Source organism: Arthrobacter sp. Soil782 (assembly GCF_001428435.1).
In the GTDB taxonomy this organism is placed as follows: Bacteria; Actinomycetota; Actinomycetes; order Actinomycetales; family Micrococcaceae; genus Arthrobacter_D; species Arthrobacter_D parietis.
Window position 1 is genome coordinate 1 of sequence record NZ_LMSO01000012.1, and the last position, 25,197, is coordinate 25,197.

Sequence of the window (25,197 nt, forward strand, 5' to 3'; positions counted from 1 at the left end):
GGTATGCCTACGTGCCATAATCTGTGAATTTCCTCCTGCACCCATTATCGGATGCGAAACTCACACAGTCACCGGACTCCTACCCGGGGACCCAACCACAATCGCTACCGCTTTTGCCTCGGCATCGCGTTCATGCCGGTTGACGGGTATCCGCTGCAGCGCGTGCTCCGGGTAGGAGCCGGGGACTGGATCCACGGTGTCTGCGTGTTGACATACGCTGTCCACCGCATGGCCGGACCAGGCGTCTCTCACTGCCGACTCGGTGTCCGGCGGGATGTGCCTGAACGAATAAGCGGCGGCGTTCCAGTCAATTCCCGGGGCACGAACCGCGAGCTCATCGATGTGCAACTGGTCCCCGTCCGGCAGCAGGAGGTCGAATTGAACCGTGACAGACAGCCGACTGCCCGAGGCCTCCGGATCGAGGTACGTGACCGCAATCGGTTCACCCACAGTGACGCCATGCCCGATCAGACCCCGCCTGTTAGGCCCCGTTCCCTGTACGAGCAACCAGACCTCAGTTCCGGTGGGAAGCGTCATTCCGTCATTGAGCAACCACTGTTCCAGATGCCCGCCGGAGTTCCGCACCTCGGCGACAGCTGATGCATAAGGTCCACTCCAGTGACTCGTGTCCGGGTTCCACCCCAAAAGTACCGCTGCCATGGGATCAGTGTGTCACTCGGACTTCTAAGGGTAGGTGTGCCCTGTGGTTACTGAAAGGTAATCTCAAGACCCGTGCAAGTTACTCTCATGACTTGATGAAAACTCTTGACGCTTGAAGTGTCAGCGGCAGATGCTGAAATCACGCAGTGCAGCAGGACTCATCGGGGGCGGATATGGGAACCATCAAGTGCAAGACGTGTCCAGGAACGTGGACCGTAACAACAACCAAGGCTGAAACCGTGATCGCGCAGAATCACGTTTATCTGAATCCGGGCCACCGGACAACTACCGTGTGGAAGGACCAGCACGAAGAGGTCAAGCCTTCCTAGCGCTTCCCAGCAGGCTACGTACGGTTGATCGCGTGCCGTATTCCGTTGGAATCAGAGCGACAGTCAGCCCACGAGGCGCTTGGCGCGCTCTACGGCCTTACGCAGCTCATCCTGTTTGGTCTTGCGGGACAGGGACTGGGGGCCTACGCCGGGAGCTTTGATGACGGTGACCCGGGGGACGCGATCCTGCAGGTGCTTGTCCCAGGTCTGCTGCACGGCATCGCTGCAGAGCAGCACCACCTCGAGTCGCGGAAGGAGGCGCAGCACCGAACCCAACGCCTTGGCGCCGGCCGTGCGGTTGTCGGCATTGGGATTCGACACGAGGAACGGGACCATGTTCCACATCAGGACGCCTTCATGCAGGCCGGCTGAATCGCGTTCTATCCAGCAGCGCTCTGCGGCGCTGTCCGGGTTGTCGACGGATACAAAACCGGTGCCGCTTTCGGAGAGCACTTCCTCCTGCGGGCGGTCCAGCACGAAAAGCACGCGGGCTTGATCTCCCGCGTCTGCCGGGTCAAAGTGCGGGACAGGGGTTGACTTGGTGGCCGTGTAGCTGGCTCGCCACTGCTCCAGGCTTTGAATGTGCGGGGCAGTTGCCAGCATGGATCGGCGGTTCTCGAGAACCGCATCGTCGGCCAGGGCTTGCGGATGATCGAGGTACATATCTCCACTGTATCCGCGCTCAGCCACTTCGTATGCGTCGGGCTCTCCAGATCCATCCGGTCGACCGGCTCCACCGAGAGTGGGTGTCCGGAAGATGTATGCAGTCCGCGAACGGGAGAATCAGGCGGCGCGGACCCAGCTGACTGCGTGTCCCCAACCGCCGTGGTCTATGTCGATCGGCTCGCCGTCCTGGCCGAAGCACACGTCCACGGGTTCACCGAAGCCTTCACAGCTGTGGTCCGTGCACTGCTCCGTCAGGGTTCCCGCGTATTCGTTGGCGAACTCGCGCTCCCACTGATCGACCTGGCAAAGTGCCCACGCATCACCCTGATCGGCAAGCTCGCGGAGTTCGTCAATGGTGTATCTCCGCCCCCTCTCGGGGTGGCGAAGTTTGCCTGTGAAAGTACTCGAAGAAGACGTTGAAATGTTCATGCGATCAAAGTACGTCGTGCCTCTGACAATTTCGCGGGACCAGCTCGGCGAGTTACGGATCAATCAGGGTTCACCGGCTGCAGGGCCGATTGAACCGCCACCATGTTCTCCCCGTAGCTGGCGTCATAGGAATCCTGCAGCGTGCCGTCGTCATACACGACCGTGACAAACACGTAACCGTTCTCGATCCACGAGGTGAGCATCCTCTCGCCCGCCGTCTCGAGGAGGTCCTGTTGCACTGCTTCCAGCTCCGCGTGGCCTCCTGCGCCCGAATTTGCAGGTTGGGTACGTGGATCGATATTTGCCGGAGGGTCATAAAGCGCCAGCGGGGTCGGCGGACGTGTGAGGGTGAAGGTCTCGCCGTTCCAGGTTCCGTGCACGGCGTAGGTCCCCCAGGTCACACCCCCTGCTCTCTCCCACAGCTTCACCGCTTCCCAGTCCCATCCGATGACTTCGGGGCCGGAACACTGCGGGGGATAGGACTCCATCACGGGTCCGAGGCACAGCATCACGGGACCGTCTTCGTCCGAAATCACCATGCCCTGCCCAATCAGTTCCTGGGAAGCGGGCGGAAGCGGCACTTCGCCGGGGCTCTCGCCGGGCGTTGCCACAGCGCCGCAGCCGGTGAGCAAGAGCAGGCAGGCTGCCAGAATGACCGCCAGACCCCTCACCAGACGGTCTCCAGATCCGCGTGGACCGCTGCGAGGAGGCGCTCCCTGTCATCGAGCAGATCCACGGGCCGATCCCCGTGAAGCGAGCCGTTCGGTGCAACGAACCACTGCAGGATGTGGCGATCCTTCCAGCCGGCGTCGAGCCCGATCTGGGCTACTTCGGCAAGGATCGGGCGCACTGTGTGCGCCGTTGAGTCGAACTGGAATCCGGGGTAAAGGACACGACCGGCCTTCGTCGCGACGCCGAGGATCCGGCGTTCGGCTGCGAGGCACCCGGCGGGTGGCCAGTGTGGCCCCAGCAGCGCGTCAACGTCGGCGCCGCTCAGCAGTCCGAACTCCAACTCGATGGCAACCCACTTGGCGCAGGCCGCCCTCACGGAACGCGATACCGCGTCCTGGTAAGCAGTCGCCTCACGTACGACCCTGGCTGAGCCGCCTCTCATAGGGCAAAGTTACTGCTAGCGGGCAGTCAATAGAACAGTTGATGGACAATTGACACCTAAACGCGACATCACCGGCTTACGACGACGGCGCACACGCCTCATTCAGCGCTTCCACCGACTCTGCCGGAACCTGGTCGCCGGCTGCCGCGATGTCGCGAAGCGGGCCGGTGATCTCGGCAGGAACACCCGCGGTCTCTGCGGCGTCAACCAATCCGCCGAGCAGTTCGCGATCTCCAGCGCTTACGTTCCCGTCGCTGACGAGTGAACACACCTGTTGCTGGACTTCTTCCGCGGCGGCGCCGGCCACCTGCGATGCCGCATCACTGGCTATCTCACCGGCAGTTTCCTCAATTTGATTGCAGCCAGCCAGCAGGGCGCCGAGAGGGATGAGCAGGGACAGCACAGCGATTTTTTTCACGGTTCCAGTCTACGGGCACTGGCCCTGCAGACCCTGCGTAACTAGCGGTCCAGGTCCTCAGGCTCGAACTGGCTCAAGGGGGACCCTCCGAAGTTCGCCTCGTCATCACTTGCGTCGACTTCCTCGCTGCTCATGGGATCACCGAAATCGACGTCGGATGCGGCTTCGGCGATAGTAGGTTCTTCCGGCGGCACCTGCTCTTCACCGTCACGGAAGCGCGCTTCCTCGGTATCATCGCGAAGGCTCTGATCGCTTTCCTCGGCAATCGTGCCGGCTCCGGGCTCATCCTGCAGCAGTGGATCCTGCTGCCAGTTATCCGGATCATTCTCGGCAGCTGTGGGGTAGCCGTCCGGTTGGCCGTCCTGCACGGGATCGAGCGCCTCGGGCGCGATCGACTCGTTCACGGCGTCCGGCTCTTCGCCGACAACGTGCAATTCCTCATCGGGAAGATTCTCAGTCATGACCGGTCCTTTCGACGATTGCATTCCGGGAGGTGCTCCCGTGAATGTAAGCCTACTGATCATTCAAGGTTGAGGCCAGCCGGATGGGAAGCTCCCAATACCGGAGGCCTCCCATCCGAGCCGTCAGCCTGCGTGATCCCGCCAGCTGTGCTGCGGGTCGAATCCCAGTAGGCGCCGTGCCTTCTCGATCGAGAGCAGCGTTTCATGTTCGCCGACGTCCCTGACCAGCTCTACGCCGGGGAATACCTCTGCGGCCAGCGAGGCGCTCGATCGGCTCATCACGGTATCGGCGGCCGCGATGATGAACCGGTCAAAGCCGTTCCGCGCGTTCTCCAGAGCCTGCAGCACAGCCTGGGCTCCGTCCCGACCGTCAATGTATCCCCAGAGATTCCACTTCCTCAGCAGCGGATCCGAATCGAATGACGGAAACTCGGCGTAGTCCGACGGATCCATCACATTGGAGAACCGCAGCGCCGTGATGCTCAGCGAGGGATCCCAGCGAGTCAGCTGGATGGCCATCTGTTCTTCGAGGTGCTTCACCAGGGAATAGGTACTCTCCGGCCGCGCGTCATATTCCTCATCGACCGGAATGTACGGCGGGTCCTCGTCGAACGGAAGCCCGAGGACTGTCTCGCTGGAGGCGTAGACAATCTGCTGGATCCCCGCCCGCCGGCAGGCCTGGAACACGTTGTAGGTCGCCAGCATATTGTTGTGGAAAGTGGCGGAATCAGGCTGCAGCCCCGGTGCGGGGATCGCAGCGAGATGGACGACGGCGTCGAAACCTGAGTGCCGGTCATCCACTCCCAGCAACGCATCGACGACGTGACCATAGTTGGTCAGGTCGATTGAGAGGAAGCCAGGCCCGCGATCGCCGTACAGGTCGAATCCATGGACCTCGTGTCCGGCCTCCGTCAAACCCGCAACAACACTGCGTCCCAGTTTGCCGCTGGATCCCGTGACCGCGAGCCTCACGCCGGCCGCTTGTCAGGGGAAGTTGTCTTGGCCGCGTCAGTTTCGGCCAGGTGCCCGATCGCTTCATCGATTTTCTTCATGAGGGCGGGCTCCAGCGTTACGCCGGCGGCCGAAACGTTGGACTCGACCTGCTCAGGGCGGGACGCGCCGATGATTGCTGAGGCAACGTTGGGGTTCTGGAGCACCCACGCGATAGAGAGCTGCGCCATGCTCAGCCCGGCCTCGTCTGCGAGCGGTTCAAGCTTCTGCACTCCGGTGAGGACCTCATCAGACATCCAGCGCTTGATCATGTCCGCGCCGCCCTTGTCATCGGCAGCTCGCGAACCCTGTTCCGGTGCCTGACCCGGCTTGTACTTGCCGGTGAGGACGCCCTGCGCGACAGGGGACCACACGATCTGGGAGATGCCGAGTTCCTCCGACGCCGGCACTACCTTCTCCTCGATGACCCGCCAGAGCATGGAGTACTGCGGTTGGTTGGAGATGAGCTGGAAACCCAGCTCCTTCGCAAGCCCGTGACCGGCGCGCAGCTGCTCCGCAGTCCACTCACTGACCCCGATGTAGAGGGCCTTGCCCTGCCTGACGACGTCGGCGAACGCCTGCATGGTCTCTTCGAGGGGAGTCTCGTGGTCATACCGGTGGGCCTGGTAAAGGTCCACATAGTCTGTTTGAAGCCGCGTCAGCGAGCCGTCGATCGACTCCATGATGTGCTTCCGGGAGAGACCGGCGTCGTTATGGCCCTTGGGGCCGGTGGGACCCCAAACCTTGGTGAAGATTTCAAGGGACTGCCGGCGCTCACCCTTGAGGGCTTCCCCGAGGACCGTCTCGGCTGCGGTGTTGGCGTACACGTCCGCAGTGTCGAAGGTGCTGATGCCTGCATCCAGGGCTGCACGCACACACTGCGTGGCCACGTCATTCTCCACCTGGGAGCCGTGCGTGAGCCAGTTTCCGTAAGTGATCTCCGAGATTTTGAGTCCGCTGTTTCCGAGGTATCTGAATTCCATGGTTTCGATGCTATCCATCCCTGGGTCCAGCGGTACAGGGCACCCGCGGGCGACGCCGGATCCGGCCAGTGCCAACGGCTACACTGAATCGACGCCTTCCGACCAGTTGTGATTGAGGACCATGGGTACGTTTACTGCGCGATTTGCCACTGCGGAAGAACGCGGGAACTGGGATTCCCTGGTCACCGCCAATCCAAACGGCGGCAACCTTCTGCAGTCGGCGGCGTTTGCAGAGGTCAAGTCCCACCATGGCTGGAAGCCCCTGTTTCTCGTGTTCGAATCCGCCGGATACACCACCTACAACCTGGTCCTCGAGAAAAAGGTCCCGCTTCTCGGGAGCCTCTGGTACCTGATCAAGGGCCCGGATGTGGCAGCCCCCGAGGATGTTCCTGCGGTCCTGCACGCGTGCAAGTCCTTCATCCGGGAGTCAAAGCTCGCAGTCTTTGCAGTCAAGATCGAGCCGGACATTGAGGACGATGACGGCGTCCGCACCCTCTTCCGGCGCGCCGGTCTGGTGAAGGCCTTCAATCTCCAGCCGAATGATCACACGGCCATCCTCGACACCACCCCGGAGCCGAACCAGCTGCTGCGAAACCTGCACTCGCGCGGGCGCAACGCCGTCCGGCGGGCAGAGCGGGAGGGCGTCACCGTGGAGCAGATGGAACCCACGGATGAGAATTTCCGCACGATGTACCGCCTCATGGCGCACATTGAGGACCGCTCAGCGGCACGTCTCCGCTCGTTCGAGTACTACCGGCGATTCTGGACGAACTTCGTTTCCGCCGGTCAGGGCAGGCTCTACTTTGTGCACGAGGACGGCGAGCCTTCCGTTGGTGCCTTCGTCATCAACTACGGCCGCAAGGGCACCTACAAAGACGGTGGATCCAAGCCGGGCCGCTCGCAATACGGTGATTCGCATCTCCTTCAGTGGAGGGCGATCAATGATCTCAAGGCCGAGCACAACATTGTTGAGTACGACTTCTGCGGGACCCCTCCAAGCGATCAGCTGAAGGACAAGAGCCATCAGCACCACGGTCTCGGCCTGTTCAAGACGAGCTTCACCAAGACGGTCACGGACTTCGTGGGTTGTTATGACCAGGTGCTCAGTCCCATGAAGTACCGTGCGTGGCAGAAGCTGGGCGAACGCATCATGCGCCAGGTGTACTGGCGGCGCACAAATCAACCGTTCTACTAAACAGCAGGCCCGGCCACGACGAACGATCATGAGCCAGGAAAGGGGCATAAGAGTGGCAGACAAGACCGGTGCGGGCAAGCGCCGGAGCCCGGATACCAACCCCTCTCCGGTGGCTGAACAGCTTCCCGTCGTGAAGTCGCCGGCATCGCCGGGCAAGGCCAAGTCGAAAATCGCGCGGAAAGCAGCCGCCCGGCCGCAGTCCAACCCGACCGATGCCCTGCCGATCACCCCGCAGTCCGCCCGCCCGGACCGTTCACAGCTGGCAGCCCGCAAGATGCTTCGGCGCCTTGTCCAGGGAGAATCTCCGCCCACCCAGGCGATGAACCTGGTGGAGCGGCTCGCCGGCAGTCCCTATGCCAACCCCACTATCCAGGTGGGAGGCCCCGACGTCGGCGCCCGCCGCACGCTCGATTTCGCGCTCAGTCTCGCTGAGACGATGTTCCGATACGGTGCCGGAGCGCTGGAAGTCGAGACGAGCATCATTGCCGTGACCGCGGCGTTCGGGCTCGACAACATCGAGGTGGACATCACCAACCAGTCGGTGGTGCTCAACTACTCAGCGAAGGACCAGACCCCCACGACCGTTCTGCGCGTGGTACGGTCCTGGACCAACAATTATGCGGGACTGACACGGGTCCACCAGCTGGTGACCGACGTCGTCGACGGCGGGGTGGACCGTTCCGAAGCCATCCGGCGCCTTGACGAGATAACTCACCGGCCCAAGCCTTTCCCGCGTTGGATGGTCACGGCCGCCTTCGGTGTCTTCGCTGCGGCCATCGTGGCGTTCATCGGCGGCGGACCGCTTGGCTCACTGATCTCGTTTGCAAGCTGTATCGGTGTTGACCTGCTCTCGCGTCAGCTGGGGCGTTGGCGGGTGCCTGAATTTTTTGCGACGGCCACCTCGGCCGCCCTCGTCACGTTGGCCGCAGTGCTGTTGTGGTCGCTGAACGTACCGATCGCGCCCGCCCTGGTCGTGGTCGGCGGGATCCTGCTGCTCCTGCCCACCGGCAGGCTCGTATCAGCAACCCAGGACGCGATCAACGGATTCCCGGTGACTGCAGCAGGGAGGTTCCTGTCTGCCTTCCTCGTCTTCGCCGGAATTGTGTCCGGCATCGCCGTTGCGCTGGTGCTCGGCAACCTCCTCGGGGTTCCTGAGCTTGACGTGACGTCGTCGGTCGGCTCCCTGTACCCGCTGCCGGTGGTTGCGGTGCTCATCTTCATCGCGGTTGCAATGATCTGCATTGCCGAGCAGACGGACATGGCCCTGGTTGTACCTACGTCACTCATCGGAACTGCCGGGTTCCTGCTCTATTCGCTCGTTGTGAACCTCGGCGTCGGCTATCGGCTTGCGCCCGCCATTGCGGCTGTCCTGATCGGCATGCTCGCGCGGGTGGTTGCCCTCCGGATGGGCGCACCGCAGCTGGTGGTCGCCGTGCCTGCGGTGATGTTCCTCTACCCCGGGCTCACGATTTTCCGGTCGATGTATGACCTCACAATCGAGACGGACGTGACCGGCGCTGGCGCCATCGGCCTGTTCAACGCTCTCACCATCATTTTGGCCATCGCCGGCGGCGTGGTCCTGGGTGACAATCTGGCACGACCGTTCACCAAGAAGCTCAGCAGCAACGAACGACGCCGTAATCGACGCAGATGATCCGGCGACTCTAGCCGCGAAGCCAGTTCACCGGCTCGGCACCCTGTTCGGCGAGGAGCGCATTGGCCCGGCTGAAGGGCCGGGAGCCGAAGAAGCCGCGGGAGGCTGACAAGGGACTAGGGTGAGCGGACTCGACGAGCGGCGTAGAGCCCAGCAGCGGCTTGAGCTGCTGTGCCTCGCGGCCCCACAGAATGGCAACCAGCGGCTGGTCACGGGCAACCAGAGCCCGGACGGCGGCATCAGTGACTGCGTTCCAGCCAAGCTTCCGGTGGGAACCCGTTTCACCCGCTCGGACTGTGAGGACACGGTTGAGCAGCAAGACCCCCTCGTCAGCCCAGCACGAAAGGTCACCGTGGCTGGGTGCCGGTGCCCCAAGATCCGTAGACAGCTCCCTGTAGATGTTGACCAGGCTGCGCGGCAGTTTGGTTTGCCGGGTAACGGAGAACGCCAGACCGACGGAGTGTCCGGGAGTGGGGTAGGGGTCCTGGCCGACGATGATGACCTTGACGTGGTTGAGTGGATAGGTGAAGGTCCGCAGTATGTGGTCCGGGCGCGGCAGCACGTGGGCGCCGGCCGCTTGCTCGAGAGCCAGATCCCGGGCCAGCTGGTGAATCTGTGGCTGAACGGGCTGAAGCGCTGCCGCCCAGTCGGAAGCCATGATTTCCTCGAGCGTCGCCGGAGCGGCGAACGGCAGCGCTGCGCCCGTGCCGGAAGGAATGGACAGGGTGGTGCCGCCGTCGTCGTCGTCGTTCATGGTTCTATCTTTGCCCGGATGGGCACTCAAGCTCCACCGCGGGTAAATGACAACGGTGTGATTCGCCACTACCATGGGGAAAGTAAATTGGGCGGAAACGGTGGATTGGACGGTGTGTCGTGAGCATGCAGGGACCGGCGCAGACAGACCAGAACGGCCACGCCGCGGGCGTGCGGGAGTCAGGCCTGGGTGAGCGGGAAGAGCGGATACTTGAGCTCGAGAGACAGTGGTGGAAATACTCGGGGGCCAAAGAGCAGGCTATTCGTGAGCTGTTTGATCTCTCTGCCACGCACTACTACCAGATCCTCAATGCGCTTATCGATACAGAAGCCGCGCTTGCTCATGACCCGATGCTCGTGAAGAGACTGCGTAGACTACGTACAACCCGCCAACGCGCCCGATCAGCGCGCCGTCTTGGCGTCGATGTTTAGCACCCACGTCCACCCAATCCGAGGATTCCCCGCACCATGACCCAATACCCCCGCGACGAATTCGACCAGGTTCCCGAATCCGCCGCCCGGCAGGGAGTCCACCGCGAGCGCATTGTGCCTACGCGATCTAGCGGTCTGGCATTGAAGGTTGTTGCGGGAGTCCTGGTCCTCGCGGTTGGCCTGGCCGCATACTTCCTCTTTCCGCGCCTTGGGCTTGGGCAGGCCAGCGATGTCACTCCGGGGAGCACCAGTTCTGCGCCGATGCCGTCCATCACGGCCGAGGGGGCGGAGGGAGAACCCAGCGAAGACGCCAGTGAATCTGCGGAGCCCACGGAATCTGTGTCGCCCAGTGCCGCACCCACTCCCGGGGAAGAGCCGACTGCCGGCTCGGAACCGACAACCGAAGAGGAACCGACAGCCGAGGCAACCGATTCGCCGTCAGAAGCGGCAGCAGTCGTCGACATCACCCAGCCGGTTGCCGTGCTGAACGCCACCGCGGTCAGTGGGCTGGCAAGCACAGCGGCGGGCAGGCTGCAGGCGGATGGCTGGAACGTGACCCAGATCGGCAACTGGTCCGGCCAGCAGCTGCAGGGGTCCATCGTGCTCTACAACGCAGAGGAGCAGCGCCCCACGGCTGAGGCGCTCGCCGGTGCCCTTGGTATCGGCGCTGTCCAGGGCAATGCGGGTTTCGGCGATATCACGGTGGTGGTCGGCCCCGGCTTCCAGTGAGCCGCCCGGTTAAGGATCAATAACATTCACTGTGTTCCGCATCACTGCTTTCGAGTTCTGGGATTAGATGTATCTCAGCCCCGCCGTCAATAGTTAAGCGGGGGATCTACATAGTGGGAGAACAACATGGCGCAGGGAACCGTGAAATGGTTCAACGCTGAAAAGGGGTACGGCTTCATCACTGTCGATGAGGGCGGGGCGGATGTCTTTGTGCACTGGTCCGCAATAGACATGGAGGGCTACCGTGCACTCGATGAGGGCCAGCGGGTCCAATTCGAAATCGGAGAAGGCCAGAAGGGCCCGCAGGCGGAGGCCGTGCGGCTCGCATCCTGAGCAACCCAAGCAACACTGAACAACGACGGCGCGCTTCCCCTGTCAGGGCTGGTGCGCCGTCGTCGTTGTTTTTCCCCAAGGCGAAACAGCTTGCACTCGCAGTGTGTGAGTGCTAATTATTGTCTTAGCACTCTGGTGTGACGACTGCTAAGACGCCACACTGGGAGTGAACCAGGCAACCTCTGTGGTGAGGGCTGGTTGGGGAGGTACAGAGATCCTCCCGGATCAGTCCGTCCGTCGCGGGCATCACAGGCCGGTAGCAGCATACGCATGACCGTCCCGAAAGGACCTACGCCGTTATGGCCAAGATCATTTCTTTTGATGAAGAGGCACGCCGCGGCCTCGAGCGCGGATTGAACATCCTCGCTGACGCAGTCAAGGTTACGCTGGGCCCCCGCGGTCGCAACGTTGTCCTTGAGAAGAAGTGGGGCGCTCCCACGATCACCAACGACGGCGTTTCCATCGCCAAGGAGATCGAACTCGACGATCCGTTCGAGAAGATCGGCGCCGAGCTGGTCAAGGAAGTTGCAAAGAAGACCGACGACGTCGCCGGTGACGGAACCACCACCGCCACCGTCCTCGCCCAGGCACTCGTCAAGGAAGGCCTGCGCAACGTAGCCGCCGGTGCTGATCCGCTGAGCCTCAAGCGCGGAATCGAGAAGGCAGTTGACGCCGTCACCGCCGAGCTTCTCACCTCCGCCAAGGAGATCGAGACCAAGGAAGAGATCGCAGCTACGGCTTCGATCTCCGCCGGTGACCAGCAGATCGGTGACCTCATCGCTGAAGCCCTCGACAAAGTGGGCAAGGAAGGCGTTATCACCGTCGAGGAGTCCAACACCTTTGGACTCGAGCTTGAGCTCACCGAGGGTATGCGCTTCGACAAGGGTTACATTTCCGGCTACTTCGTCACCGACGCAGAGCGCCAGGAGACGGTCCTTGAAGACCCCTACATCCTGATCGTCAACTCGAAGATCTCTAACGTCAAGGATCTTGTCGCTGTTCTTGAGAAGGTCATGCAGTCCGGCAAGCCGCTGCTGATCATCGCCGAAGACATCGAGGGCGAAGCCCTGGCTACCCTCGTGGTCAACAAGATCCGCGGCACCTTCAAGTCCGTTGCCGTCAAGGCACCGGGCTTCGGCGACCGCCGCAAGGCTCAGCTGGCTGACATCGCCATCCTGACCGGGGGGCAGGTCATCGCCGAGGAAGTTGGCCTCAAGCTGGAGAACGCAACCCTGGATCTTCTGGGCCAGGCACGCAAGGTTGTTGTCACCAAGGACGAGACCACCATTGTTGAGGGTGCCGGCAATGCCGAGGAGATCGCCGGCCGGGTTGCGCAGATCCGCGCCGAGATCGAGAACTCCGACTCGGACTATGACCGCGAGAAGCTGCAGGAACGTCTGGCCAAGCTGGCAGGCGGCGTTGCAGTCATCAAGGCCGGAGCCGCAACCGAGGTTGAGCTGAAGGAGCGCAAGCACCGCATTGAGGACGCCGTCCGCAACGCAAAGGCTGCTGTTGAAGAAGGCATTGTTGCCGGTGGCGGCGTGGCCCTGATTCAGGCCGGCGCCAAGGCATTCGCCAACCTCAACCTTGAGGGCGACGAGGCAACCGGTGCAAACATTGTTCGCATCGCCATCGACGCTCCTCTCAAGCAGATCGCTTTCAATGCTGGCCTCGAGCCCGGCGTTGTGATCGAGAAGGTTCGCGGACTGCCCGCAGGCCATGGCCTCAACGCCGCAACCGGCGATTACGAGGACCTTCTGGCTGCCGGCGTGAACGACCCCGTGAAGGTTACCCGCTCTGCACTGCAGAACGCTGCCTCCATTGCGGGCCTGTTCCTTACCACCGAAGCTGTTGTCGCGGACAAGCCTGAGAAGGCTGCTCCCGCAGGCGGCGGCGACGAAATGGGCGGCATGGGCGGGATGGGCGGCTTCTAAGCTTCCCAGCCTCACCAGCAGGAATACCTGCGAAGACAGTTACACCAAAGGCCGATCCCTTACAGGGGTCGGCCTTTGGGCTGTGCGAGCCGGAAGATTCGTGCATCTATGGCGGGTTCTCCGGCCTGGAAGCCGCCGCAGCTGCACAAAACTTCGGGGGTGGGCCGGTTCGGCTAGTGCATGAACATGCGGGCGTTGCTCAGCTCTGCCTGACTGTACTGCTCGGTTGCAACGCCGAGAGCCTGGTTGATGCTGGTCAGCGATTCCTCGACCTTGAGCTGGGTTGCACGCCAGTCCGTCACCAGCTGCTGGAAGTTCTGCGAGGCCTGACCCTGCCACTCGGACTCCAGGGATCTCAGCCCTGACTGCATGGCATTGACCTCTGCCTGGAGCCGGGCGATGGTATTTTGCACGTCTGCGCTCTTGGCGGCGAGCGAGTCCGTATTGACGTTGAAGTAGGTCATGGTTCCTCCTGGGCTTCTGCTGTGTGTGCGCTGCGCCTTCGACGTTAGAGGGCGCGGGAAGCGGCGCACGCCCTTGGCAGCGGAATGTGGGTAACCTGCCTGTACCCAAGGGGCCGGGGAGGAGGAGTCCCGTGCAAGAACCGCGGGTCAGTCGTCTGCCGGCGGCGTGCTTTCCGTGTCATGCGGAAGCCGAATGGATAAGGTGGCGCCGCCGCCGGGGGTGTCCTCGAGCCGTACGCTTCCATCATGCTGCGCAACCAGCGCCGCGACGATGGCAAGGCCAAGGCCGGTACCGCCGGTTTCCCGGTAGCGTGAGGAGTCTGCCCGGTAAAAGCGCTCGAAGACCCTCGCGGCGTCTTCCTCGGAGATGCCGGGACCGTGGTCGCGTACCTCGATCACCGAATCGCTTCGGCCATGGATCACGGGAGCGACGCCCACGGCAACCTCGATCGGCGACCCTTCGGGCGTATACCGCAGGGCGTTGGTCATCAGGTTTGCGACGACCTGACGGAGGCGGGCCTCGTCGCCGACTGTCGGGGCATGACGCGCCGGTCCACCGTCGAGGCCGGTCACGCGGATAGTGCGTTCCGGCGCGATGGCTCGGGCGTCCATGGCGGCGTCGTTTCCCAGCACCAGCAGGTCTAGCGGTTGGGACTCGAGGGGCCGCTGCTCGTCGATGCGCGCCAGGGTGAGCAGATCTTCGACCAATTGGCCCATCCGCTTGGCTTCGCTCTCGATGCGGCCCATGGCGGCCTTGACGTCGTCGTCGTTCTGGAGGGCACCGTGACGGTACAGCTCGGAAAATCCGCGAATGGTGACCAGGGGTGTACGAAGTTCATGCGAAGCGTCCGCGACGAAGCGGCGCATTTTCCGTTCTGAATCCATCCGGGCTGCAAACGCAGACTCGATGTGCGCAAGCATGGCGTTCAGGGAGCGGGAGAGCCTGCCCACCTCGGTGGCGGGACGCTCAACCTCGACGCGGCGTGAGAGGTCGCCGGCGGCAATCGCCGCCGCTGTCCGCTCGACGCGGCTCAACGGACGGAACTGTCGGGTAACCGCAAGGTAGGCGACGATCGAGGCCGCGGCAATTGAAAAGAGGCCGACGGTGAAAATGATGCGTCCGGCTTCTGACACTGTCTGGTTCAGGGTAGACATGGGGCTGGCAACAGCCACCGACGTGTTGTCCGCCTGCAGAGGGAACACCATGACGCGCCACTCGCTCTCCCCCCTGCTCCCGGGAACCGTGAAGCCCTCCACGTCTCGTTCCTCAACTTCTTCGTGATCGAGTAGAGGAAGTTTTGGAACCTCGTAGATCGCAGACGAGTGGGTTGCGCGGATAGCGTTTCCGTTGGAGTCGAGCCAGACGCCATAGAAGCGGGAAAGGTCCTGGCTGGTGTCACTGCCGATGGTGCCGATGGTGTTGGTCACCAGCTGCGCGTTGGCATCGATGTCCTGGTCCATCTGGACTATGAGACTGTTGCGGAGCAGGGAGATGGTCACGATCCCCGTGATGGCAACCGTGAACACCATGAGCAGGGTCATGATGGCGATGAGTTGCGTGCGGAGGGAGGCAGACTTCCAGCGACGTATCACGGCGGGTACAGAGATGCTCTGTTACCGCTTGTCAGCGGTGCGCAGCAGGTAACCGACTCCGCGTTTGGTCTGAATCAGCGCCGCGGCATCCGGGTTCTTGTCGATTTTGCGCCGCAGGTAGGAGATGTATGACTCCACAATGGAGGCGTCTCCATTGAAGTCGTACTCCCAGACGTGATCGAGGATCTGCGCTTTGGACAGGACGCGGTTCGGGTTCATCATCAGGTAGCGGAGGAGCTTGAATTCGGTCGGGGACAGGTCGATGACCTCCCCGCCGCGGCGCACCTCGTGGGCGTCGTCGTCCAGTTCGAGGTCGTCGACTCGGATGACGGCGCCGTCGTCGTCGTGTGGCTGCGTGCGGCGCAGGACGGCGCGGATACGGGCAACCACCTCGTCGAGGCTGAAGGGCTTGGTCACGTAATCGTCACCGCCCACGGTGAGGCCGGTGACCTTGTCATCAGTGTCATCGCGTGCCGTCAGGAAGACCACGGGGAAGTGGCGGCCAGCGGCGCGGAGCCGGCGGGTGACGGTGAAGCCGTCCATATCGGGCAGCATCACGTCGAGGACGGCGAGGTCTGGATTGTGTGTTTCCGCTGCGGCAAGTGCGTCGCGTCCGTTGGCGGCGGCGACAACATCGAATCCCGCGAACCGCAGGGAAGTGGAGAGCAGTTCCCGGATATTCGGCTCGTCATCGACTACAAGCAGTTTGGCTTCAGGTACTGATTTATTCACGATTCCCAGTATGCTCCCAGCAGCTGGGAGTTGTCTGGATGCTCTCTGTATGCTCGTCGGGTGTCACGTCTGCGGGATGTCTGCGGCATCCATGATGGTGTAGGCGTAGCCCTGTTCGGCGAGGAACCGCTGACGCTTGGCTGCAAAATCCTGGTCGATGGTGTCACGCGCGACGACGGTATAGAACCGCGCTGCCCTGCCGTCACCCTTCGGCCGCAGCAGCCGGCCCAGCCGCTGCGCCTCCTCCTGCCGGGAGCCGAAGGACCCTGACACCTGTATTGCCACTGACGCTTCCGGAAGGTCGATCGAGAAATTAGCGACCTTGGAAACCACGAGGGTGTGCAGCTCCCCGGAGCGAAAGGCATTGAACAGGCGCTGGCGTTCCTTGACGGACGTCTCACCTTTGATGACGGGAGCATCGAGCCGCTCACCCAGCTCATCCAGTTGATCGATGTACTGCCCGATCACGAGGAGCTGTTCGCCCTTGTGCGAGGCGACCAGCTTCTCCACGACCGTTGTCTTCGTCTCGGAGGTTGCGCACAGACGGTACTTGTCGCCGTCGTCCGCCATTGCGTAGGCGACCCTCTCATCGCGCGGGAGGTCGACCCGCACCTCAACGCAGTCCGCGGGCGCAATGTAGCCCTGCGCTTCGATGTCCTTCCAGGGCGCGTCATAGCGCTTCGGTCCAATGAGGGAGAACACCTCGCCTTCGCGGCCGTCCTCACGCACCAAGGTGGCGGTCAGGCCAAGCCGCCGACGGGCCTGCAGGTCAGCGGTCATGCGGAAGATCGGTGCGGGCAGCAGATGAACCTCGTCATACACAATGAGGCCCCAATCATTGGCGTCGAGCAGTTCGAGGTGCGGGTAGAGCCCGCCGCGGCGCAGAGTCAGCACCTGGTAGGTCGCGATGGTGACCGGTCGGACCTCCTTGACGGATCCGGAGTACTCGCCGATCTCTTCTTCGGTCAGCGAGGTCCGCTTGAGCAGTTCGTCCTTCCACTGCCGGGCGGAGACGGTGTTCGTCACGAGGATGAGAGTGGTTGTGGAGCTCGTCGCCATGGCCGCGGCGCCCACCAGGGTTTTACCTGCCCCGCAGGGGAGCACAACGACGCCGGACCCTCCCGCCCAGAAGTTCTCCGTGGCCACCTTTTGGTAGGGACGCAGCGCCCAGCCGTCTTCGTTGAGCATGATGGGGTGCGGGGTGCCGTCAACATAGCCGGCGAGATCCTCAGCCGGCCACCCGAGTTTGAGCAGGAGCTGCTTCAGTTGCCCGCGCTGGGACGAGTGCACCACCACCGTCTCGCCGTCAATGCGCGGGCCCAGAAGCGGCTCGATCTTCTTCGCGTGCAGGACTTCCTCGAGCACGGGGTAGTCGTTGGTGCGCAGCACGAGGCCGTGCTGGTCATCCTTTTCCAACCGCAGCCGGCCGTAGCGGGACATTGTTTCCTCGACGTCGACAAGGAGCGCGTGCGGCACCGGGAAACGGGAGTACTTCAGCAGCGTATCCAGCACCTGTTCGGCGTCGAGCCCTGCCGCGCGGGCGTTCCACAACCCGAGGGGAGTGAGGCGGTAGCTGTGCACATGCTCCGGCGCGCGCTCCAGTTCGGCGAAAGCGGCGATGGCATGCCGGGCTTCGGTGGCCTGCTCGTGATCGACCTCCAGCAGGATGGTCTTGTCGCTCTGGACGATAAGCGGGCCGTTAGGCATCCGTTGAAGCCCCTTCCACAGTTTCCACATCCATGATCCGATGCACGGAAATTACGCGCTCGGTTTCCTTCTCCGGGTCGAAGACCCGTACACGGCCGGCATGAACCGACAGTGGAACAAACACCTGACGGGTGGAATTCCCTGCGCTGTCCGCAAAGCCCATCCGGACGGCCTGCTTTGTTCGGATCGCAGTCCGCAGCGTTTCAAGGCCGATCATCGCCTCGCTTTCGGCTCCTCCGCCCGCGCCAGGCCGGCCGTTGCCCCGCAGCACCGTCATCTGCGCTTCAAGGTCTGCCTCCGTAAGTACCCAGGGGTTGGTCCGTACCGCGGACGACGACGGCGCGGAGCCGGCTGCCGCCCGTAAGGTAACCCGCGGTGCCGCGCCGCCTTCCAACGCGGGCGAATAGCCGAGCTCGCGCAGGGCTGCGGCCAATTCCGACGGCGTGGCCTTGGCCGTCACGACCGTCGGAGCGAGCCGGACGAGCCCGAGCGAGGCAGTAGCAGGATCAGAGAGCAGGGCCGTTAGAGCGGCGTCGTCGTCACTCTGCACGTAGCTGGATGCGGGACCCACGCGCAGGGAACCGTAACGGGCCGCGGTGTCTTCAACCAGATAGCGCAGCGGTTGCGGAATGTTTGTCGCGGAGTGCTTCTCAAGGAAGGTCAGGATTGCCACGGCGTCCTGCCCGTCGTCGAGCGCCCGGCGCACTGACGGTGCGGAGAACCTGTATACGGTTGCCGGGCCCTGCCCCTCCGCGGATGCCAGCAGCGCCAGCTCGCGCGCCACACCCGGCTCAAGGTAGCCCGGCGCTACCGCGGTCAGGTCCGCCTGCAGCACGAAGTGCGTGAGCGGCTCGGGGAGCGCGTTCCGAAGGGCAGCCGCGGCGTCGTCGAACCGGTCCTGCGCGATCGCCGCGCCCAGTCCGGTCAGCGCACCGGATCCCAGCAGGCCGAGGTGGCCCAGCTCCTCGACCATGCCCGGCACCAGCCGCGAAAACCGCCGGCGCAGGCGGGGCTGGTGCCACGTGAGGCGTTCGACGAGGGAGGGTGCGTCAAGGACCGGGGAGCGGTCGTCATCGTGCTCTGTCTCGGCCGAGAGCGCGTCCGCGGCTGACAACAGACGACGGCGGACCGCCGGCGCGTCAGTGCGCGTTGCCTCCGAAGACAGCACATTGACCGTATTGCCGGTGGGCAGCTGCCCACCCACCAGGGAAGGAGCGCGCTCAGCGTCGAGCCACGCTTGCACCAGCCGGAGCCACTGCTCGTGGCGCTCGACGAGGTGCCAGGATCCACCAGGGGCGGCCATCCAACGTGAGCTGTCCGGATCCAGCACTATCAGGCGGCCCAGCGCTGCCAGCTCAAGCAGCCAGGCCACCTGACCGCGGTCCACCCGCAGGGCATCGGCGAGCCGTCGAATCTCCCGGACGCCCACTCCTCCGGTGCGGAGGGTCGCGATTGGCTCCGTCTGCACGCTGGTAAGGAGTTCGGTGACAAGCCTGAGCGTTTCGGCGATGGCCCCGAAGGCGGCGTTGTCCCGAAGGCCGGCGCGGACCGCAGCGAGCTGCGGAACCGGTGGCGAGGCGCGCAGCGAGGGAATGATCATGCCACCACGTGCCGCAATTCCCACTTCCCGCGGAAGCTCGACATGGTTGGCGTCGAGACGGATGAGGAGTCCGCGCTCAAGAAGCCATTCAAGGGGCGTCGCCGTGCTTGATGCGCTTGCCTTTGCCGAGCCCACCGGAGAGGCCGCGAGTTTTTCCAGCAGGTCACCCGTTGCGCTGGGAGCCGCCTCCAGCACAGCGTCCCAGGATGCGTCGAGGATAGCCGCGAGGGTAGTTGCGGGATCGGATGCGGACGGACCTGCTGCACCAGGAATCCCGGAAGCGGACAGTAGTTCCACTCCGGCCGCCATCCGCGCGGCGTACTCCGGGTACTGCTGGGCCAGCAAGGCCAGCGGACGTCCAAGGCCTGCAGGGTAGGGACCAAGCGCATCGTGAAGGGATTCCAGGGGGAAGTAGGAGCGGCGGCCCCTGGCCGCGGGGCCGGTTCGCAGGAGCGCCACCTCGTGAAGCTGAGTGAGAAAGGGCTCGAGCGTCTTCGCCGTCATCGAGGATATGGACGCCTTGAGGCCTGTGGCTGTGGCGCCGACAGCGGCGTCGAGGTTGGTGGTGAGCACTACTGCCTCGAGCACCATGAGCTGCGGAGTATTCAAGCCCTCAAGGGCACGCTGGACGCTTACCCGGGTCGAGGCCCGGGCCGCGAGGGCTGCAAAATCCGGCACCGGCGGCAGGACAACATCCGGGCGCGCGGACATCAGCCTTCGGAGTTCGGCGTCGCTGCGGGAAGCAAGGTCCTCGGCAAGAGCACGGATGGCGGACACCGGATTAACGTTACTCGCACCGGGTGGCGGTGAGATGACTACCTATATCGGAGCGTGAGCGCCCGTAGGAAAGGGGAACCCAGCGGTGACTATAGTGAAAACTCAGCTACGCCCGCGCCTGAGGACGCTGATAACCACGCTGGCAGCCATCAACAGGAAGCCGAGCGGCAGAAAGAAGTAGGCAGCGGTAACAAAACCCGGCCAAGCCTCCGCGCCGGCCCAGGCGGACAGGAGCACCGCCACCAGGGACAGCAGGCCGAGGACCGCGAAGCCGACCGCGGCAATGAGCAGGGCCAGCCGCGCACGCCGGGTGGTGCGGCCGCCGTCATCGTTGGCGGCAGGGACAGAGGAAGGGTTCTGCGACATGATGCTCCTAGCGTACAAGGACGCGGATCGCCCATTTCGCCCGCCAGTGCCGGGTATCCTGTTAAGGCAGACTTTTTCCCTGCGCAGCCCCGGCTGACTGACACCTATCCGGTTGCCATCGGTAACCGTCGGTGAAGCGCCAGCGGATTGCGCGCAAGTAGTTCGAGAACGAGGTAATTACGTGCCTATCGGCAAGGTCAAATGGTTCGACTCCGAGAAGGGTTTCGGTTTCCTGGCGACGGATGACGGCAAGGAAGTGTTCCTGCATGCCTCGGCGCTTCCGGCCGGGGTGACTGAAGTCAAGGTCGGCACCCGGCTCGAGTTCGGAGTCGCGGACGGACGCAAGGGGCTCCAGGCGCTGTCCGCACGCATTCTTGACGTGCAGCCCTCTGTTGCCAAGGCAACGCGCAAGAACGCTGATGATATGGCCGTGATTACTGAGGATCTGATCCGCCTGCTGGATGACGTGTCCAACGGTTTGCGGCGCGGTCGGTACCCGGACAAGTCGCACTCCGCTAAGGTCGCCGCAGTGCTGCGCGCTGTCGCGGATGATCTGGACGTTTAGCGCACATGAGTGAAACCTCGGTATCGACGGAAACAGCTGAGGCGGAGCCTGTCGCGACGGCAACTCCTGCAGCAAAGCGCAGGCCGGTCCGTAAGCCGTCCAGGCCTGACGCTGTGCTGGCTGCGGCGGTGGACGCCGCGCGGAATGGCCTGCTGGAGGTTGCCGGGGAACATGAGGTGGGGGAGCATGTCGGTGCTTTCCCCGATGCCGAGCGGCTCGTGACGCATCGCTTCGCCGCACACGTCCCCGGGTACGAGGGCTGGCACTGGTTCGCAACCCTGGCGCGGGTTCCGCGCGGCAAGGACGCCACGGTCTGTGAAGTAGGGCTGCTGCCCTCCGAAAACGCACTTTTGGCGCCTGACTGGGTGCCCTGGTCTGAACGCGTTCGCCCGGAGGACACAGCGGAGGAAGACGCCGTAGCACCCAAGGATGTGGCGCCGGAAGATGCAACTCCGGAGGACGCCGCACGGGTTCCGGAGGCTGACATTGCTGAGACTGACGCCGAGGCAGCCCCTGGAGGCGAATCTCCAGTTGCCTGAGGTGTGGGGGAGCGCGGAAAGGAAGGCTGCCTGATGGGCATGTTCCGATCCCTGCATATCCACAACTACCGGCTCTGGTTCATCGGCGCCCTGATTTCCAACGTGGGCACCTGGATGCAGCGCACAGCCCAGGACTGGCTTGTCTATGACATCCTCACCGATCAGGACGCCGCGGCGATGGGTATTGTCATGGCCTTGCAGTTGGGGCCGCAGCTCTTCATAGCTCCATGGGCCGGGCTGATCGCTGACTCCGTTGATCGCCGCAAGCTATTGATGGGAACCCAGGCCGCGATGGCGGCGCTCGGCGTAGGGCTGGGCCTCCTCGTGGTGCTCGGCCTGGCGGAGCTGTGGCATGTTTACGCGTTTGCACTTGCTCTGGGCGTCGTCTCCGCCATTGACGCTCCCGCGCGCCAGGCCTTCGTCTCCGAACTGGTGCGCGATGATTACCTTCCCAACGCGGTGGCCCTGAACAGCGCCTCTTTCAACGGTGCTCGGATGTTCGGTCCCGCAGTTGCGGGTTTACTCACGGTTGCCGTAGGGCCCGGCTGGGTCTTCCTGATCAACGCAGTGACGTTCGGGGCGATGATCTTCGTCCTCGTCACTATCCGTCAAAAAGAACTGCGTGTACTCAACCGTTCGGCGCCCGGTCGCGGGAGGATCCGCGCAGGTTTCCGCTATGTGCAGCAGCGGCCGGACCTCATGATGGTGATGTTCGCAATTTTCGTGGTCGGAACCTTCGGCTTGAACTTCGCCGTCTATATTGCGGCGATGGCACGCACTGAGTTCGGAACAGGCGCGGGAGTCTTCGGCACGCTGTCCTCGATCATGGCGGTGGGTTCCGTGGCAGGGGCGCTGCTTTCGGCGAGGCGGGACCGGCCGCGGCTCAGGTTTGTCTTCGGAGCAGCCGGTGCCTTTGGCCTCGCGTGCCTGCTGGCTGCGCTGGCACCGTCCGTCTGGCTTTTCGGGCTGGCCCTTGTTCCAGTGGGACTCTTCGCGCTGACGCTGATGACCAGTGCCAACGCCTACGTTCAGACCACAACGGTGCAGGAGATGCGCGGCCGGGTCATGGCCCTGTACTTTGCGATCTTCCTGGGCGGGACGCCTATCGGAGCGCCCATCGTCGGGTGGGTGACCAACGCCTACGGGCCGCGGTGGGGACTGGTGGTCGCTGCGGCGTCGGGCTTCGTGGCCGCGGTGGCTGGGCTGGCCTGGGTAGCGCGGTCACACCACGTGCGGGTCCGTCTCATCCATCCCTCGCCGCGGCGGCTCAAACTGACCCTTGCCGCGACAGCGCGGAACACTGCGGAACGGAGCGGCTAGGAACGCTCCACCACGTAGTCAATGCATTCCAGCAGCGCCGATACGTCGGCGGGCTCGATTGCCACGAAGGTGGCGATGCGCAACTGGTTGCGGCCCAGCTTCCGGTACGGTTCGACGTCGACAATTCCGTTTGCGCGGAGGGTCCTGGCTACGGCGGCAGCGTCAACAGTCTCCGCGAAGTCGATCGTCGCGATGACGTTGGAGCGGTGGTCCGGGTTCTGAACAAAGGGCGCGGCAACGGCTGAGGACTCAGCCCAACTGTAGATGCGGCCGGCGGAATCAGCGGTTCGCGCGGCTGCGAAATCCAGCCCGCCGTTGCTGTTGAGCCACTCGATCTGAGCATTGAGTGTCACCAGCGTGGACAGTGCCGGTGTGTTGTACGTCTGATTCAGGCGCGAGTTGTCGATCGCCATCTGAAGGTCGAGGAAGTCCGGGATCCAGCGCTTCGAAGCCTTGATCGCCGCTGCCCTTTCGAGTGCAGCGGGGGAGAACAGGCCAAGCCAGAGTCCGCCGTCGGACGCGAAGTTCTTCTGCGGAGCGAAGTAGTACACGTCAGTCTCTGAGACGTCCACCGACAACCCGCCGGCAGCGGAGGTTGCATCGATGCAGATGAGCGCGCCGTGATCCGCGCCCGCCACCCGCTCGACCGGCGCCGCCACACCGGTCGAGGTTTCATTCTGCGGCCAGGCATAGAAGTCGATGCCCGGCTCCGCGACGGGCACCGGCCGGGATCCGGGGTCAGAGGTGATGACCGTTGACTCGCCCAGGAATGGTGCCTTGGACGTCGCCGTTGCGAACTTGGATCCGAACTCACCAAAGGAGAGATGCTGCGCACGCGCTTCAACAAGACCGAAGGAGGCGACATCCCAAAAAGCTGTGGACCCACCAACACCGAGAATCACTTCGTAGCCTTCCGGGGCGCCGAAGAAGTCCATCAGACCGGACCGGACCGAACCAACCAGATTCTTGACCGGTGCCTGCCGGTGGGAGGTTCCAAGCAGGGCCGTTCCTGCCCGGACCAGTGCTTCCAACTGCTCGGGGCGCGTTCTGGACGGACCCGCACCGAACCGGCCATCCTGCGGCAGCAGCTCGGCGGGGATGCGGATGTCGGCGGGATCGCTCATGGTTACTCCAGGGAGGTTGCTTGCGATGGGGTCGCAGACCATTCTGCCCCAGCGCGCTCAGCACAGGTGCATTGTGACCGGCTTCGGATGCGCCCGGATCAGCGGGGCGGGTGACGCTGTGTAGATGGGTTAACCTTGTGGGGCGTAGGGATGACGACGGCGGCCCATCTGTTGGGCACTGCAGGCAGCCGCTGCATCAACGCTCAATCCGCACCAGTGCCAAGGAGCTGAACCCCGCAAATGACGGACCTCATCGACACCACCGAGATGTACCTGCGGACAATCCTTGAACTTGAGGAAGAAAACATCGTTGCGCTGCGTGCACGGATCGCCGAGCGCCTTCGTCACTCAGGTCCCACGGTCTCGCAGACTGTGGGCCGGATGGAACGTGACGGACTTGTAGTGGTGACCGGCGACCGTCACCTTGAACTGACCGAGCTCGGACGCCGGCGGGCCACCGAGGTGATGCGCAAGCATCGGCTGGCCGAGCGGCTGCTCTCCGACGTCATCGGTCTGGACTGGGCCTATGTCCATGATGAGGCGTGCAGGTGGGAACACGTGATGAGCGAGCGGGTTGAGCGGCGCCTGTATGAGTTGCTCGGCCAGCCGACCGAATCCCCCTACGGCAATCCCATCCCTGGCCTTGAGGCCCTGGGCGGTACACCGTCGGAAGCGTTCACCTTGGGCGTGGCCACGCTTACGGACACGATGGCAAACTACACTGCGGGTTCGATCGTGACCCTTGTCCGGCTGGCCGAACCCATTCAGGTGGATCCCGAACTGCTGACCCAACTGGACGAAGGCGGTCTGCGTCCCGGAGCGCAGATGACCCTGCAGGCAGTGGGAGACTACGTGTCCGTTCGGGTGCCCGGCGTGGAGGGTGCGCTGGAACTGCCTCCGGAAGTTGCTTCGCATGTTTTCGTGGCGGTTCAGCCGCAGTTCTGAGGCGCCGGACCGGAAGGCTCTGGATTCCCGAAGGATATCCACAGCATGGTTACGAAATGATTACTTTCCGGCGCCCCCGGCTATAGTTGGTTCCTGGCGCTGATACTCCAGCGTTACCTGGTTCGCCTGCCTAACCCTGTCAGCGAACGCAGTGTTACACAGATGGACAGGGGCGGAGGACCCACAACCGGTCATGGCATGCCATGACCTTGGGGTGAAGTTCGGATGCTGCCACACCGCATGGATCTGAACCGAGTTTTCTCATACTCGAATCCGACAGCTAACTTCGCAGGCAAAAAATGAGAAAGGGTCTCCTTGTCGAACACTGCTTCGGGGCGCCGCCGTGCGAGCACCCCGGTCGCTGAAGCGCGGCCACGCGATGCGC

The 25,197-nt window shown here is 63.4% G+C and carries 27 protein-coding genes and 1 riboswitch; of the genes, 10 read left to right on the plus strand and 17 right to left on the minus strand.

The window, feature by feature from the left end:
- Positions 1-60: 60 nt before the first annotated feature.
- The 9 genes from ASH00_RS15075 to ASH00_RS15120 form a co-directional block, all read right to left on the minus strand.
- Positions 61-660 carry a hypothetical protein gene (locus ASH00_RS15075; protein ID WP_157359176.1) on the minus strand — a complete coding sequence of 200 codons (600 nt, stop codon included), beginning with the start codon at positions 658-660 and terminating at the stop codon, positions 61-63.
- Between the two features lie 392 nt (positions 661-1,052).
- Complete coding sequence (locus tag ASH00_RS15085) at positions 1,053-1,652, minus strand: hypothetical protein (protein ID WP_056549965.1); 600 nt, start codon at positions 1,650-1,652, stop codon at positions 1,053-1,055.
- Positions 1,653-1,772: 120 nt separating this feature from the next.
- Complete coding sequence (locus ASH00_RS15090) at positions 1,773-2,084, minus strand: hypothetical protein (RefSeq protein ID WP_056549966.1); 312 nt, start codon at positions 2,082-2,084, stop codon at positions 1,773-1,775.
- A 59-nt stretch (positions 2,085-2,143) separates the two neighbouring features.
- A complete protein-coding gene (locus ASH00_RS15095) occupies positions 2,144-2,755 on the minus strand; it encodes a hypothetical protein (protein ID WP_056549969.1) in 612 nt (203 codons plus the stop codon).
- Positions 2,752-3,198 carry a hypothetical protein gene (locus tag ASH00_RS15100; RefSeq protein ID WP_056549972.1) on the minus strand — a complete coding sequence of 149 codons (447 nt, stop codon included), beginning with the start codon at positions 3,196-3,198 and terminating at the stop codon, positions 2,752-2,754. The genes ASH00_RS15095 and ASH00_RS15100 overlap by 4 nt, the downstream gene beginning before the upstream one ends.
- 76 nt (positions 3,199-3,274) lie before the next feature.
- Positions 3,275-3,616 (minus strand): hypothetical protein, encoded by a 342-nt coding sequence (locus ASH00_RS15105; protein WP_056549974.1) that lies wholly within the window; start codon positions 3,614-3,616, stop codon positions 3,275-3,277.
- Between the two features lie 41 nt (positions 3,617-3,657).
- A complete protein-coding gene (locus tag ASH00_RS15110) occupies positions 3,658-4,077 on the minus strand; it encodes a hypothetical protein (RefSeq protein WP_056549978.1) in 420 nt (139 codons plus the stop codon).
- Between the two features lie 123 nt (positions 4,078-4,200).
- Positions 4,201-5,049 (minus strand): NAD-dependent epimerase/dehydratase family protein, encoded by an 849-nt coding sequence (locus ASH00_RS15115; protein WP_056549982.1) that lies wholly within the window; start codon positions 5,047-5,049, stop codon positions 4,201-4,203.
- A complete protein-coding gene (locus tag ASH00_RS15120; RefSeq protein WP_056550307.1) occupies positions 5,046-6,050 on the minus strand; it encodes an aldo/keto reductase family protein in 1,005 nt (334 codons plus the stop codon). Before ASH00_RS15120 ends, ASH00_RS15115 begins: the two co-directional genes overlap by 4 nt.
- 121 nt (positions 6,051-6,171) lie before the next feature.
- Between ASH00_RS15120 and ASH00_RS15125 the strand changes: the two genes are divergently transcribed.
- On the plus strand, positions 6,172-7,245 hold the full coding sequence (locus ASH00_RS15125; protein ID WP_056549985.1) for a lipid II:glycine glycyltransferase FemX: 1,074 nt from the start codon (positions 6,172-6,174) through the stop codon (positions 7,243-7,245).
- Positions 7,246-7,297: 52 nt separating this feature from the next.
- On the plus strand, positions 7,298-8,899 hold the full coding sequence (locus tag ASH00_RS15130) for a threonine/serine ThrE exporter family protein (protein WP_235563340.1): 1,602 nt from the start codon (positions 7,298-7,300) through the stop codon (positions 8,897-8,899).
- Between the two features lie 10 nt (positions 8,900-8,909).
- Here ASH00_RS15130 and ASH00_RS15135 read toward each other — a convergent pair whose 3' ends face one another.
- The gene (locus tag ASH00_RS15135) at positions 8,910-9,728 is read right to left on the minus strand and encodes a uracil-DNA glycosylase (protein WP_268760531.1); all 819 of its coding nucleotides are present in this window, start codon (positions 9,726-9,728) and stop codon (positions 8,910-8,912) included.
- Between the two features lie 50 nt (positions 9,729-9,778).
- Between ASH00_RS15135 and ASH00_RS15140 the strand changes: the two genes are divergently transcribed.
- The 4 genes from ASH00_RS15140 to groL all read left to right on the plus strand — a co-directional run bounded on the left by ASH00_RS15140 (position 9,779) and on the right by groL (position 13,080).
- Positions 9,779-10,084, plus strand: a complete 306-nt coding sequence (locus tag ASH00_RS15140; RefSeq protein ID WP_056550316.1) for a DUF3263 domain-containing protein — start codon at positions 9,779-9,781, stop codon at positions 10,082-10,084.
- A 36-nt stretch (positions 10,085-10,120) separates the two neighbouring features.
- Positions 10,121-10,813 (plus strand): LytR C-terminal domain-containing protein, encoded by a 693-nt coding sequence (locus ASH00_RS15145; protein ID WP_056549987.1) that lies wholly within the window; start codon positions 10,121-10,123, stop codon positions 10,811-10,813.
- 126 nt (positions 10,814-10,939) lie between these two features.
- Positions 10,940-11,146, plus strand: coding sequence for a cold-shock protein (locus ASH00_RS15150; protein WP_056549990.1), 207 nt, complete (start codon positions 10,940-10,942; stop codon positions 11,144-11,146).
- Between the two features lie 299 nt (positions 11,147-11,445).
- The gene (groL, locus tag ASH00_RS15155; RefSeq protein WP_056549992.1) at positions 11,446-13,080 is read left to right on the plus strand and encodes a chaperonin GroEL; all 1,635 of its coding nucleotides are present in this window, start codon (positions 11,446-11,448) and stop codon (positions 13,078-13,080) included.
- Positions 13,081-13,253: 173 nt separating this feature from the next.
- On the opposite strand, the gene ASH00_RS15160 is transcribed toward groL, so the two are convergent.
- The 6 genes from ASH00_RS15160 to ASH00_RS15185 form a co-directional block, all read right to left on the minus strand.
- Positions 13,254-13,544 (minus strand): WXG100 family type VII secretion target, encoded by a 291-nt coding sequence (locus tag ASH00_RS15160; protein ID WP_056549995.1) that lies wholly within the window; start codon positions 13,542-13,544, stop codon positions 13,254-13,256.
- A 147-nt stretch (positions 13,545-13,691) separates the two neighbouring features.
- On the minus strand, positions 13,692-15,086 hold the full coding sequence (locus ASH00_RS15165; RefSeq protein ID WP_056549998.1) for a sensor histidine kinase: 1,395 nt from the start codon (positions 15,084-15,086) through the stop codon (positions 13,692-13,694).
- 72 nt (positions 15,087-15,158) lie between these two features.
- A complete protein-coding gene (locus ASH00_RS15170; protein ID WP_056550000.1) occupies positions 15,159-15,869 on the minus strand; it encodes a response regulator transcription factor in 711 nt (236 codons plus the stop codon).
- Between the two features lie 63 nt (positions 15,870-15,932).
- Complete coding sequence (locus ASH00_RS15175; RefSeq protein ID WP_056550003.1) at positions 15,933-17,576, minus strand: DNA repair helicase XPB; 1,644 nt, start codon at positions 17,574-17,576, stop codon at positions 15,933-15,935.
- Positions 17,569-19,953, minus strand: coding sequence for a helicase-associated domain-containing protein (locus ASH00_RS15180; RefSeq protein ID WP_056550006.1), 2,385 nt, complete (start codon positions 19,951-19,953; stop codon positions 17,569-17,571). The genes ASH00_RS15175 and ASH00_RS15180 overlap by 8 nt, the downstream gene beginning before the upstream one ends.
- A 102-nt stretch (positions 19,954-20,055) precedes the next feature.
- On the minus strand, positions 20,056-20,319 hold the full coding sequence (locus tag ASH00_RS15185; RefSeq protein ID WP_056550008.1) for a hypothetical protein: 264 nt from the start codon (positions 20,317-20,319) through the stop codon (positions 20,056-20,058).
- Between the two features lie 181 nt (positions 20,320-20,500).
- On the opposite strand from ASH00_RS15185, the gene ASH00_RS15190 reads away from it, so the two are divergent.
- From ASH00_RS15190 to ASH00_RS15200, 3 genes are read left to right on the plus strand one after another with little or no spacing between them, the layout of a single operon-like run.
- The gene (locus ASH00_RS15190) at positions 20,501-20,884 is read left to right on the plus strand and encodes a cold-shock protein (RefSeq protein ID WP_056550012.1); all 384 of its coding nucleotides are present in this window, start codon (positions 20,501-20,503) and stop codon (positions 20,882-20,884) included.
- Between the two features lie 5 nt (positions 20,885-20,889).
- Positions 20,890-21,423 carry a DUF3027 domain-containing protein gene (locus tag ASH00_RS15195; RefSeq protein WP_082566195.1) on the plus strand — a complete coding sequence of 178 codons (534 nt, stop codon included), beginning with the start codon at positions 20,890-20,892 and terminating at the stop codon, positions 21,421-21,423.
- Positions 21,424-21,456: 33 nt separating this feature from the next.
- Entirely contained in the window at positions 21,457-22,743 is a 1,287-nt protein-coding gene (locus ASH00_RS15200) for an MFS transporter (RefSeq protein ID WP_082566196.1), read from the plus strand.
- On the opposite strand, the gene serC is transcribed toward ASH00_RS15200, so the two are convergent.
- On the minus strand, positions 22,740-23,867 hold the full coding sequence (serC, locus tag ASH00_RS15205) for a phosphoserine transaminase (RefSeq protein WP_056550015.1): 1,128 nt from the start codon (positions 23,865-23,867) through the stop codon (positions 22,740-22,742). The genes ASH00_RS15200 and serC overlap by 4 nt on opposite strands.
- Before the next feature lie 240 nt (positions 23,868-24,107).
- On the opposite strand from serC, the gene ASH00_RS15210 reads away from it, so the two are divergent.
- Complete coding sequence (locus ASH00_RS15210) at positions 24,108-24,812, plus strand: metal-dependent transcriptional regulator (protein WP_056550018.1); 705 nt, start codon at positions 24,108-24,110, stop codon at positions 24,810-24,812.
- 117 nt (positions 24,813-24,929) lie between these two features.
- Positions 24,930-25,123, plus strand: a riboswitch (cyclic di-AMP (ydaO/yuaA leader).
- Positions 25,124-25,197: the final 74 nt, after the last annotated feature.